Raw genomic sequence first — 13,475 nt, forward strand, 5'->3', positions numbered from 1 at the left:
TATTTTGTACATCTTTAATTGTATAGACTCATTGTTAAGAGGTTATAAACTTAAGGTAAAATTACTATCTGAATATTTTGTCGTATTGTAAGTAATTTGAGCTATTTTTTATAAATATGTGGGTCAGAGGTCATGTTTGCTTCATTCAGAGAAAGCTCACTAATTGCACAATCAAAAAAACGCCCTTTTGGAAAAGGACGTTTCAATGGTTATATCAAGATTATTCACCTAAATCAACATTATGGTAGACCTGTTGAACATCTTCAAGATCTTCTAAAACATCAACTAACTTTTCAAACTGTGCCTTGGATTCCTCATCTAATTCTACCTCGTTTTGAGGAAGCATAGTTAATTCAGCAACGGTAAACTCTGTAATGCCAACATTTTGAAAAGCTTCTTGTACAGCATGGTATTGGTCTGGTTCTGCATATACAATTACGGTTTCATCTTCTTCTAATACATCACGAACATCAACATCAGCTTCCATTAAAAGCTCAAGAACTTCATCAGCAGTTTTGCCTTCTACACCAAATACTGCAGTAGCATCAAACATATAAGCAACAGATCCACTTACACCCATGTTACCACCATTTTTACCGAAGGCAGCACGTACTTCAGATGCCGTTCTGTTAACGTTATTTGTTAATGTATCGACAATAAGCATTGCACCGTTTGGACCAAATCCTTCATATCGAAGCTCATCATAGTTTTCGTCGTCTCCACCTTTGGCTTTGTCAATAGCCTTCTCGATAATGTGCTTAGGAACACTATATGTTTTCGCACGTTCTAAAACAACCTTCAATGCTTGGTTAGCTTCTGGATCTGGTTCCCCTTGTTTAGCAGCAACATAAATCTCGCGACCAAACTTAGCATAAATGCGACTAGTATTCTTATCCTTTTCTGCTTTTTTATCTTTAATATTATTCCATTTACGTCCCATAAAAGAACATCTCACTTTCTTAACCTTAGTCTGACTGAATCTTATTATTAAAAACAATGGAGTATCAACTGATTGACTATACTATTATACAACATTTTAGGCGGATTTTCTCGAGAAATTTTGGATGGGTGATGGATCATAATGGGTCTTTTGTAAGGGAGTTTTTATTAGGGATGTTGACAGGGCTACTCATCTCGATTTTAGATAAGAAATAAACTAAAAACATTATGACTAGCCATTCATCTTCTTTAAAAGAGAAAAATTAACTCTAAAAGTAATGATAGATACAATATCTGGACAGCCCTCCGCCTAAAGTTCTCGGCATCTCGACATGAAGTCTTGCATAAGCTATATAAACCGCGTCCAAGATGGAGGGAAAGATAACATGGATATTCTTAACAGGGTGAAGAGCTTTCGTGAAGAGGAGAATCGTTTGAAGTGGGAAGGTACATTCGCGGAGTACCTGGACATCATAAAGGAAAGACCTGAGGTTGCCCAGACTGCTCATTCGCGAGTATATAATATGATTAAAGCAGCTGGTGTTAAGGAAAGAAATGGTCGAAAGATGTATGAGTTCTTTGGTGAAGAAATATTTGGATTAGAAGAGGCTATTGAGCGACTTGTTGAAGAATACTTTCATCCTGCTGCAAAGCGACTAGATGTAAGAAAACGTATTCTATTATTAATGGGCCCGGTTAGTGGTGGTAAATCTACCATTGTAACCATGCTAAAACGCGGTTTGGAAAAATATTCGCGAACGGATGAGGGTGCTGTTTACGCGATTAAGGGTTGTCCAATGCATGAGGATCCACTCCATTTAATACCACATCATTTACGGGATGACTTTTTCCAGGAATATGGTATTCGGATAGAAGGTAGTCTATCCCCGCTAAATACGATGCGTCTGGAGTCGGAGTATGGAGGACGCGTGGAAGATGTTAAGGTAGAGCGTATTTTTCTTTCGGAGGATAAGCGTGTTGGAATCGGAACCTTTAGTCCATCTGATCCGAAGTCCCAGGATATTGCAGACCTGACAGGTAGTATTGATTTTTCAACGATAGCAGAATATGGATCGGAGTCAGATCCGAGAGCATATCGATTTGATGGAGAATTAAATAAGGCAAACCGCGGTATGATGGAGTTTCAGGAAATGTTGAAGTGTGATGAGAAGTTCTTATGGCATTTGTTGTCCCTTACACAAGAGGGAAATTTTAAAGCGGGTAGGTTCGCGCTCATCTCAGCCGACGAGCTAATCGTTGCGCATACAAACGAGTCAGAATACCGATCTTTTATATCTAATAAGAAAAATGAGGCACTGCATTCCAGAATAATAGTGATGCCAATCCCATATAACCTAAGAGTAAGTGAAGAAGAACGTATCTATAAAAAAATGATTAATCAAAGTGATATAGCACATGTCCATATTGCGCCACATGCTCTACGTGTTGCCGCCATATTCTCTGTATTAACGAGATTAGAAGATTCTAAGAAACAGGGCATGGATTTGCTTAAGAAAATGCGTCTTTACGATGGTGAGAGTGTTGAAGGGTATAACCAGGTTGATGTGGAAGATTTAAAGCAAGAGTTCCCAACAGAAGGTATGGATGGGATAGATCCTCGTTATGTGATCAACCGTATATCATCTGCTATTATTCGAAAAGAAGTGCCATCCATTAATGCGCTTGATGTATTACGTTCCTTAAAAGAAGGGCTTGCACAGCATGCATCGATTTCAGACGAAGATAAGGAAACCTATATGAATTATATTTCCATTGCAAGAAAAGAGTATGATGAAATTGCTAAGAAGGAAGTTCAAAAAGCGTTTGTCTACTCCTATGAAGAATCTGCAAAGTCCCTAATGGATAATTATCTAGATAATGTGGAGGCTTACTGTAATAAAAACAAGCTCAGAGATCCATTAACTGGTGAAGAATTGAATCCAGATGAAAAGCTAATGCGTTCAATTGAAGAGCAAATAGGTATTTCCGAAAATGCAAAACGTTCTTTCCGAGAAGAAATCCTAATTCGTATTTCTGCCTATGCAAGAAAAGGCAAGCGGTTTGATTATAACTCACACGATAGGCTGCGTGAGGCAATTCAGAAGAAGTTATTTGCAGATCTAAAGGATGTTGTGAAAATAACAACCTCTTCCAAGACACCAGATGAATCACAACTAAAGAAAATTAATGAGGTAATTGCTAGATTGATAGATGAATATGGGTATAATTCGGTATCGGCGAATGAACTTCTAAGATATGTTGGAAGTTTGCTGAATCGATAATTATACGTTGGATATGGTAACAAGGTTGGCTAGAAGCTAGTCTTGTTACCTTTTTTTAATCTATTACATTTAATAAATTGCAATAATATGCGCCCAACTGCATATTATAGAGAAAAGTATCGAAATATTCTCAGGAATGATTCGATACTTATGCAGATAGGACTGTGGACCGTAAACCCAATCTGCATAAGTGCGACTAAGGCATTCGCTAAAAACATGCGAACGCCAAGTCTTCTAATAATACAAATGAACAGGAGGGGATGTTATGCAGGAAGGTAAACAGAACTTTGTCATCTCCGAGGAAAACTGGTCCCTCCATCGCAAAGGCTTTCAAGACCAACAACGCCATATGGATAAAGTAAAGGAAGCCATTAAAAATAATTTACCTGATTTAATTAGTGAAGAAAGTATCGTGATGTCTAACGGGCGAGATGTAATCAAAATTCCGATCCGCTCATTAGATGAATACAAAATTCGATACAACTACAACAAGTCTAAGCATGTAGGGCAAGGTAATGGAGATAGTAAAGTAGGAGATGTAGTAGGAAAAGATCCGAACGCAAAAGGTCAAGGAAGGCAAGGTCCTGGCGATGGAAAGAAGGCAGGCGATCAGCCTGGCAACGACTACTATGAAGCTGAGGTATCGTTAGAAAAGTTAGAGGAAGCCCTATTTAAGGAATTAGAATTACCCAATTTAAAGGAAAAAGAGAAATCAGAGATCATAACAGAAAAAATTGAGTTTAATGATGTGCGGAAAAAAGGCTTAATGGGGAATATTGACAAAAAACGCACGATATTAACTGCTTTGAAACGAAATGCACGAGAAGGTAACCCCGGAATAACACCGATCTATAATGATGATTTACGTTTTAAAACATGGAATGAAGTAATCAGACCAGAATCGAAGGCAGTAGTACTTGCAATGATGGATACGAGTGCTTCAATGGGATCTTTTGAAAAGTATATGGCAAGAAGCTTTTTTTTCTGGATGACTCGATTTTTAAAAACAAAATATGAACATGTAGATATTGCATTTATTGCTCATCATACAGAGGCAAAGGAAGTAACCGAGGAAGAATTCTTTACCAAGGGTGAAAGTGGTGGAACCATTTGCTCATCTGCATACGCAAAGGCGATTGAATTGATTGATTCTAGCTATAATCCCGCCCGTTATAATATTTATCCTTTTCACTTTTCAGATGGGGAAAATATCACCTCTGACAATCCGAAATGTATCCGCCTCGTCAATGAAATTATGAATGTTTCCAATATGTTTGGCTATGCTGAGGTTAATATTTATAACCGCCACTCCACATTAATGCGTGCCTATAACACGATTGAAAATCCAAAGTTCCGCCACTATGTTTTAAAAGAAAAAAGAGATGTGTATCACGCGATGAAGAGCTTTTTTCAGCGTGATGTAATGACGTTCTAGAATTTATGAATCCCCTAAGAATGAAGAACTTAGGGGATTTTTCTATTTCCGTAATAAATTCAAAACTTAGATTGTAATGACTCGGAAAAAATACATAAAATTAGTAGACTTAAATACCAGTTAAATTTTTTGGGGGCTATTTTTCATATTTTATTATTTTTGATACTTTTTCTTTGCTTCCTCTAAAATTTTACAGAAATTGGATCATTTACTTTTTGTGTATGAGCTAGTCCAAGCGCATGACCAACTTCATGAGCTGCAATTTCAATTCTTTCTGTTGTCGTTGCATCAACTCTCCATTTTTTATAAAGGGTAATAATTTCTGATGTTCTATTGTAAGTACCATATGTGTCACCAGAATAAAAATCTAAATACTCGACTATAACCTCTGCTCCCAAATGTGAAACTTCTTTTGTAAATTGAATTTCAGGTGTATCATTCCAAGCTGTAATACCTACTCTTATCTCAGATCTATTTGTACTGGTAAAATTTCCCGAAGCACCTTGTATATAATAATACGCGTCCTTTGGATTACTAATTTTTTCACCATTAAACTGGTAAGCGCTTGCGTCAATAGGTAAAATTAATAGAAATAGAGCAATTATACTTAAAGTCTGCATTCCTTTTCTCATAAATTGTTTTCTCCCTTCATTTTTTAGATATATATGTGAACATTCATAGGTGATTTTACTTAATTTAAATCATTTTGAATATTTATAATTAAATGGCAACATAGATAACCAAGTAACAGGAGGTTTTTTTATGAAAAAATTTATTTTTATCATTATTTCAAGTCTATTACTAATAGGGGGGTGTAGTGAAGATGATAGAAACAAAGAAAAATATGATTCATCAATTAATCAGGTAGTTATACTAGAGAACAAAAGATTGCAAAAAGAAAATAACCTTTCGGAAGAAGAAATTCTAAAAAGAGAAGAGATTGGAATTATTGTTTATGATAGCGGTAAATATATTAGGCTCCTATACAAGTTCAATTCTGGGGATATTATATATGAATTTGATCAAGAAAAAGAAAACTATAAACCTTTTCATGGTGACCTTAGTAATTTAGACGATGTGTTTGACGAGGCTGATTACGTAGAAAACGTAGGGTTAAAATAAATATAAAAAAACCCTCTGCATCCTGAAAATCAGAATGTAGAGGGATTAATTTAGCCAAAGAATAGATTGGTCAAACCAAAAATATTCTATTGATTATCACTCAGATACCCAATTTATTATACTATTCTCTTTATCTTCATATATCCTATAAAACATTGGAGTACCTTCTTTAATTGCTTCATCTGTTATTGCTCTTACCTTCATTTTGTCTGAATTAATAAATGGTTTTAATGGTCTTAAATAATTCAACTCCTCTGTCACAATAATAATCCGTTCAGAAAATGGTTTCCATTTCAAAAACATCATTAAATCGTTCATATTTCTTCTGGTTGCATAGACATAAAAATCATTTCCATTTATTTTCAAACTTGCAATAAATGGTGAAGGAGAAGGATTAATCTTCACACCATCAAATAAGGTACAGAGCTGAAAGAAAGCCATTCTGTTTAAAACATCTTCTGTATCATACTCCACCCAATAATTTCCAATGAACTTCGGCATTATCTTGTTTGCACCTGATTTTCCAATTGTATAAATAGGAATAATTTTATCCTTCGTCTTGATTTCATGGCGAACAATCAAATGACGAGCTTCCATCCGTTTAATTCTTTGCTTATCTAAATTAAATAGCCTTCTTAATTGCAACCCTCCAATTACACCAACACTAGCAATTGCCTCTAATGCTCTTTGCTCTTTTTCTGATTGCGTTTCATAAGGTCTGTCGTATTTTTCATTAGAGGCTATTCTTTTCCAATTCAGATTCCAAGAGTGTTGATTGTAAGAGAAAGGGCTGATGAATGTTTTCTTGTCCATTGTCTCTGCCCCTTGTTGCATTATAAAACTCTCACTATTTTAGTGCGAATTTGCTCTTTTTCTAAGTCTACACCTATTACTCTCACTAATACTTTGTCGCCTTTTTGTACATTTTGGAATTTTAAATGTGGTGCTAGGGAGTCTACGCCATCTTCCAAATTGACGAAAATTCCATAATTTTGAACACCTGAAACTTTTCCTACATATTCCCCATTCTTTTGGTAGCGTGTAGAACAGTCAGGGAATGGATTCTTTAATAAAGGTTTTGCTGATACTTTAACCTCTTTACTTTCAGAATCAATTTCCATTACTTGAACTTTGATATGATCCCCTGATTTATACATATCTCTCAAATCATCAACCCAACCATAAGTAAGGTCAAATACAGGGATATGAACATCAATTCCACCAATATCTCCAACGATATGACCTTGATGAACTTCTCTTGCTGCACAGTAAATGTGAAAGCCAACATCAATTTTTCGTAATGTAATTTCAGCCATATGTTCCTTTGCCTGTTTACGAGAAGCAATAAAGATATTATCATCTTTCGAATATTGAAGTACCTTAAATGCTATTTTCTTCCCTGATAAAGCACGAAACTTATTAACTGCTTGTTTATCCTCTGGATCAATACCTGATTCAAATAATGGAATTAACCCTTTAATATTACCCATTCGGATTTTCTATTAATTAAGTACTTTATTTTATTTACATAAATTCAAGAAAAAATACACATTTTTCAATTAATTAGTTATTAATACCTATCCAAAATATTACTAATTGTCCATTCTTTGTATAGAATCTTGTAGTAATATAACCATAATACATCTAGATTTAGACATTTTTGTTGTATTTTGGTGTTTTATAAGAGAAAAGGGGGTAGAGAGATGAAGTTAAAAAGAAAATGGAGGAAAAGTACTAATTATATTTCTGTTTGCTTATTGATATTATTAGTAATTTTTAATAGCGTTTTTCCTTCAATAGCGTTATTAACTCCAGCGAAAGAAGTATTTGCAGAAGATGTAAAAGTAACTAATGCAAATAGTAATTGGCTAACTTACAAATTTGATGAATTTTCCAATAATAATTTCAATCAATTATTTACTGCAAACGGTTCCGCAGGAGTTCCTGAAGGGTCGGATTTTATCCGGTTGACACCAGCAGAACAAGTGCAAACTGGAGCGGTTTTTAATAATGAAAAGATTTGTCCTGTAAACAATTATTCATTTAGTACAGCCTTTTCATTTATGATGAGTAACCCAAGTGCAGAAGGACCAAGTGATGGAATGACATTTACGCTTCAAACAGGTACAACTAGTCAACTAGTACCCGGTGGGAGCTTGGGATACTATGGTCTTTCACCTAGTTTTACGATTAAATATGATACGTTTCTAAATGACGTTTATAATGACCCCTCTTCAAACTACATTGGAATCGCACAAAATGGGGAGCTAGTAAATAAGGATGGTTGGTATACAGATTTGAATCAGTATAATGCTGAAAATGGGACCAACTTTGTTTTATCTAACGGGACCATGTATTATACGTGGATTGACTATGATAGTTCTGCTCAAAATGTTCAGGTTCATCTAGGTACTTCCCCAGACAGAGCTAGTGCAAATAAAGTATTAGATGTAAATGGCATTGATCTTAGTACAATATTTGGTGGTCAGCCTATCCATGCCGGTTTTACCGGTTCTACAGGATCCCCGAATTATGAGAATCATGATATTCATAGCTGGTATTTTGTAAATAACTATGCACCTATTACTACACTTAATCCACAAAATGACTATAAACAAGCACCGAGTAGTGTGGCGTTAACTACGGAGCCTACTAGTGATCCGGGTGTATATAATGTTACTGCAACCTTGACAGATTCATTAGGTAATCCGGTTTCAGGTGCATTTCCGGACTCTTTTGCGACTTCTAGTGGAGAGTTAACCGGGCCAAACGGAGAGCCTTTAACGGACTTAGTGTCAGATGCAGAAGGAAACATCCATGCCGTGTTGGTTAATGCGGATCATTCGACAGATGTAACGGTATCAGCAAGCGTCAATTGTATCGAGGTTTCTGAAACGATTCCGGCTTCTGAGCAGCCACCGGAAGTTGAGGACCCACCGGTAGTTGAAGAACCACCAGCAGGGTCTTGTCCCACACCTGTAGCTCTGTTTAATGGTAGTTTTGAAGAGCCACCTGGACCGGGTTCGATGAATGGCACGTTTGGATACTATGAGTATGAAGTGCCAGGGTGGAATACCACTGATGATACCGGAGGAGTAAAGTGGATTGAAATATGGGATTACAAAGAAGGATACCCTGAAGGAGTAGTGGGCTTATATCCAGCTCCACCGGATGGAAATCGCTATGCAGAGTTAAATGCAAGTGGAAACGGTATGTTATACCAAGATGTGCAGACAACACCAGGTCAGACTATTTATTGGAGACTATCGCATAAAGGTCTTACCGGAGTTGATACGATGCAGCTTCGTATTGGTCCAGTAACAGATAATCCTTTTGATACCTCAGTAATTGAACAGATGTCTGATGGTAATACAGCATGGGGCACCTATACAGGAACCTATACTGTTCCGGCTGGACAAACCTCGACTAGGTTTGGTTTTGAAGCTGTATCTACTGCAAATGGATCTATAGGACACGGTAATCATATTGATGATATCTTCCTTGGAACAGAGCCGTGTATTGTCGCGGATAAAACAGTTGCACCAGAGGGAGAGGTCTATGCTGGACAAGAGTTAACCTATGAAGTAACCATTAAGAACCAAGGCGGAGACATTGCAGCAGGTACGACTTTTGAAGACGTAATTCCAGTAGGTACAGAATATGTACCAGGTTCACTAAAAATAATAGCTGGTCCTGGAACTGGGGACCTCACAGATGAAGTAGGCGATGATGCTGGCCGGTTCGATGGTGAGAAAGTCATCATTGAGTTAGGAGATTTGCCAAATACAACGAATTTACCTGACGGAATTACAGTTCAGTTTAAAGTAAGAGCATTGGACACGGATACCGAAAGCGTGGTTTCCAACAAAGCATTAATCAACTATGACAATCTATTAACTAATGAGAGTGAAACGACTGAGACAAATGAGACAACTACCACAGTACTACCGAGAGAAGAAATTAATGCCTGTGCGGCACCAGTGGCACTAATAAATGGTAGTTTTGAAGAGCCGGCCCATTCTCCAGAATATCCTACAGGACCGGGTTATTTTAGTATTGATCAGTCCTTTGTTCCAGGATGGCAAACAACAGATTCAACCGGGCGAATGGAAATTTTCAACAAAAGCTTAATGGATAAAATAACTCCTGGTTCGTATGAAGATCAACAGGGGCTAAAAAATGAGGTCATCCACGGGAAACAATTTGCTGAGTTAAATAGTAAAGAGCCTGCGCAGCTGTACCAAGACGTTGAAACGACTCCGGGACAGGTTATTTACTGGCGCTTAGCTCATAAAGGTAGGCTTGGTGACGATACAATGGCTGTGAAAATTGGATCTGCCGAGGTCGCTCCGAGAAATCTTTCAACTATTGAGGAAATTACCACAGGTAAAGATACGTGGCAATATTATTCAGGAATGTACACGGTACCTGCAGATCAAATAGTGACACGTTTTGGATTTGAATCCATTTTTGCAGCTGGTGGAAATCCAGCGGCAGGGAATTTCTTAGATGACATTTTCCTTGGAACCGAACCTTGTGTTGTTGCAGAAAAAACTGTTTCACCGGAGGGTGAAGTCTTTGCAGGTCAGGAATTAACCTATGAAATAACCGTCCAAAACAACGGTGGAGACATTGCGGCAAGTACCGTTGTCGAAGACGCAATTCCTGCAGGTACGGAATATGTACCAGGTTCATTAAAAATAATCGATGGACCAGGTGCTGGTGATTTAACAGATCAAGCTGGTGACGATGCAGGTCATTATGATCAAGAAAATAATAAAGTAATTATTGAGTTAGGAGATTTACCTAACACGAATGATTTACCAGATGGAATTACAATTCAGTTTAAAGTAATGGCAATTGACACGGATACCGAAAGCGTGGTTTCTAACAAAGCATTAATCAACTATGAGAATCTATTAACTAATGAAAGTGAAACAACCGAAACAAATGAAACAACGAGTACAATTCTACCGAGGGAAGAAATAAATGCATGCCTTAATCCAGTAGCTCTGGTTAATGGTAGCTTTGAAGATCCCGTAGTAGTTGGAAGTGAATATAGCATTGATAATGGTAGCTATGTCTATGGACTTTTTCCTCAAGATGTAGTTCCTGGATGGAAAACGACAGCAAGTGATGGTTTGATTGAACTATGGGATGAAAGTGTTGCTAACCATCCTTTTAAAGGGATAGTCGGCGGAGTTCCGGATGGAAAGCAAGTCGCTGAATTGAATGCCAATGAGGCAAGTGCATTATATCAAGATGTCAGCACAACACCAGGACAAACGATTTATTGGCGTTTAAAACATCAAGGAGGGGCTGACGTCGATACAATGGTAGTGAAAATTGGATCGGCAGACTTATCCCCCGACCAATTACCAGTAGTAGCTTCATTAGAAACTGGACCAGACGAATGGAAACAGTACTCAGGTATCTATACTGTACCATTTGGGCAAACAGCAACAAGATTCTCATTTGAATCAACCGATTTAAATGATCCTTATATGGGGAATATCTTAGATGATATATTTCTCGGTACAGAGCCTTGTGTTGTTGGTGAAAAGTCTGTATCCCCAAATGACAGTGTTTATGCTGGAGATGAGCTAACGTATGAAGTGACAATGAAAAATCATGGTGGAGATGTTGCGGCGAATACCATCTTTGAAGATGCTATTCCTACAGGTACCGAATATGTACCAGGTTCATTGAAAATCATTGATGGGCCAGGTGCAGGAGATTTAACGGATCAAGCAGGTGACGATGCAGGTCGATACGATGAGGAAAATAATAAAGTGATCATTGAATTAGGTGATTTGCCTAATACAAACGAATTACCAGATGGGGTTACCGTACAATTTAAGGTAAGAGCGTTAGTAGATGATACCATCAGTGAAATTACGAATAAGGCACAAATTGGCTATGACAATCTATTAACCAATGAAAGTGAAACAACAGAATCCAATGAGACAACTACAGGGCTTACGTATCATAGTCCGGTGTTAGACTCGCAAAAAGAAGCAGAGATAGCGCAAAAAGCGGAAGGGAACACCGATCTGGAACACCCGGAAGTAGGTGATACACTTCTTTATACGATACAAACACGTAATACAATTACAAACAGTCTTGTTAAAAATCTTATCATCCACGATTCTATTCCAGAAGGATTGGAATATGTCCCAGGAAGTTTAATAGTAGACAATCAGGCTGTTACTGATGAAGAAGGTGACGATGCTGGTCACATTCTGAATGGTCAAGTGGTTGGACAATTGGGTGATATAACCGATACGGAATGGCATACAGTAACCTTCCAAGTCATAGTTGGGGAAGGTCAAGCAAGTCAAGATATTATCAACACTGCAATAGTGGATGGGGATAATGTCGATACGCCAGACGAACCAGAGCATGAATTGTTAGTCTATCCGAGATATCCAGCACTAGAATCGGAGAAAACATCTAGCATCGTAGAAAAAGGAGAAGGTAATTCGAACGTGGAAGCTTATCAAGTAGGCGATACGATAGAATATACCATTCGAGCGCGGAATACCGTAAAGGAAAGTCTATTGACCAATTTTAGAATTACGGATGTGTTACCAGAAGGACTTACTCTTGTAGAAGGCAGCTTGGAAGCGAGCAATGGTGGAACAGCTGATTTCACGAACGGTGCCATCACAGCAAACTTCGGGGATGTACAGGATATAGAATGGCGTACTGTTACATTCCAAGCTACGATTGATTCTGGTCAAGTTGGAAATATACTTCGAAATGTCGCAACGGTAGAAGGTGACAATCTCGACGAACCAGATTATCCGGAAAACGAATATACTGTGGAACCTAGAGAACCTGTATTGGAGTCAGATAAGACCTTTGTTTTGACAGAAAAAGCAGTAGGAAATACAGATGAAACACATCCAGAAGTTGGAGATACATTAACCTATATTATTTTGACACGTAACTCGATAACGGATAGCTTAATCGAAAATCTTACCATTCGTGATCATATTCCAGAAGGATTGGAATATATCCCAGGTACTATAGAAGTAGACGGAGAAATTGTCACTGACGAAGATGATAGCGATGTCGGTCACAATCTGAATGGTGAAGTCGTTGGACAATTTGGCGATATTACAGACACGGAATGGCACACGCTTTCCTTCCAAGTCATCGTTGGGGAAGGACAAGCAAGTAAAGATATTATCAACAAGGCAAAGGTTGATGGGGATAATGTCGATACGCCAGATGAACCAGAGCATGAATTGCTAGTCTATCCAAGGTATCCAGCATTAGAATCGGAAAAAACATCTAGCATCTTAGAAAAAGGAGAAGGCAATTCGAACGCGGAAGCTTATCAAGTAGGCGATACCGTTGAATACATCATTCGGGCAAGGAATACTGTAAAAGAAAGTCTAGTAACTAACTTTGGAATAACGGATGTATTACCAACAGGACTTACTTTTGTAGAAGGAAGTCTTGAAGTTAGTCATGAAGGTACTGGTGAGTATACTAACGGTACTATTACTGCGAACTTTGGTGATGTATCGGATACCGAATGGCGTACTGTAACGTTCCAAGCAATCATTGATTCCGGTCAAGTTGGAAATACACTGCAAAATATCGCTACAGTAGACGGTGACAATTTAGAAGTTCCAGATAAACCGGAAAATGAAATAATAGTAGAACCTAGAGTTCCAGCTTTAGAA

8 protein-coding genes are annotated in these 13,475 nt (G+C 37.7%); 4 read left to right on the top strand and 4 right to left on the bottom strand.

Translation table 11 applies throughout. The features are described 5' to 3' along the window. Positions 1-220: 220 nt before the first annotated feature. Positions 221-940 carry a YebC/PmpR family DNA-binding transcriptional regulator gene (locus tag TY11_RS15505; RefSeq protein ID WP_042148150.1) on the bottom strand — a complete coding sequence of 240 codons (720 nt, stop codon included), beginning with the start codon at positions 938-940 and terminating at the stop codon, positions 221-223. Between the two features lie 385 nt (positions 941-1,325). Between TY11_RS15505 and TY11_RS15510 the strand changes: the two genes are divergently transcribed. Together TY11_RS15510 and yhbH are read left to right on the top strand one after the other, a co-directional pair. Then, a complete protein-coding gene (locus TY11_RS15510; protein ID WP_042148153.1) occupies positions 1,326-3,221 on the top strand; it encodes a PrkA family serine protein kinase in 1,896 nt (631 codons plus the stop codon). A 265-nt stretch (positions 3,222-3,486) separates the two neighbouring features. Continuing rightward, positions 3,487-4,656 (top strand): sporulation protein YhbH, encoded by a 1,170-nt coding sequence (gene yhbH, locus TY11_RS15515; RefSeq protein ID WP_042148157.1) that lies wholly within the window; start codon positions 3,487-3,489, stop codon positions 4,654-4,656. A gap of 182 nt (positions 4,657-4,838) precedes the next feature. Here the strand turns inward: yhbH and TY11_RS15520 are convergent, their stop codons facing one another. Beyond that, positions 4,839-5,288 (bottom strand): matrixin family metalloprotease, encoded by a 450-nt coding sequence (locus tag TY11_RS15520; protein ID WP_042148225.1) that lies wholly within the window; start codon positions 5,286-5,288, stop codon positions 4,839-4,841. Positions 5,289-5,418: 130 nt separating this feature from the next. Here TY11_RS15520 and TY11_RS15525 point away from each other — a divergent pair, with 130 nt between their 5' ends. Beyond that, positions 5,419-5,778, top strand: coding sequence for a cystatin-like fold lipoprotein (locus TY11_RS15525; RefSeq protein WP_042148160.1), 360 nt, complete (start codon positions 5,419-5,421; stop codon positions 5,776-5,778). A gap of 96 nt (positions 5,779-5,874) precedes the next feature. Here the strand turns inward: TY11_RS15525 and TY11_RS15530 are convergent, their stop codons facing one another. Together TY11_RS15530 and TY11_RS15535 are read right to left on the bottom strand one after the other, a co-directional pair. After that, entirely contained in the window at positions 5,875-6,591 is a 717-nt protein-coding gene (locus tag TY11_RS15530; RefSeq protein ID WP_155982714.1) for a hypothetical protein, read from the bottom strand. 20 nt (positions 6,592-6,611) lie between these two features. Continuing rightward, the gene (locus TY11_RS15535) at positions 6,612-7,268 is read right to left on the bottom strand and encodes a hypothetical protein (RefSeq protein ID WP_052345857.1); all 657 of its coding nucleotides are present in this window, start codon (positions 7,266-7,268) and stop codon (positions 6,612-6,614) included. Between the two features lie 213 nt (positions 7,269-7,481). Here TY11_RS15535 and TY11_RS19900 point away from each other — a divergent pair. Further along, positions 7,482-13,475 (top strand): isopeptide-forming domain-containing fimbrial protein (locus tag TY11_RS19900; protein WP_052345858.1); only part of this gene is annotated, 5,994 nt, incomplete at its 3' end.

Origin of the sequence: Paucisalibacillus algeriensis (assembly GCF_000577245.1) — a bacterium.
GTDB lineage: Bacteria > Bacillota > Bacilli > Bacillales > Amphibacillaceae > Ornithinibacillus.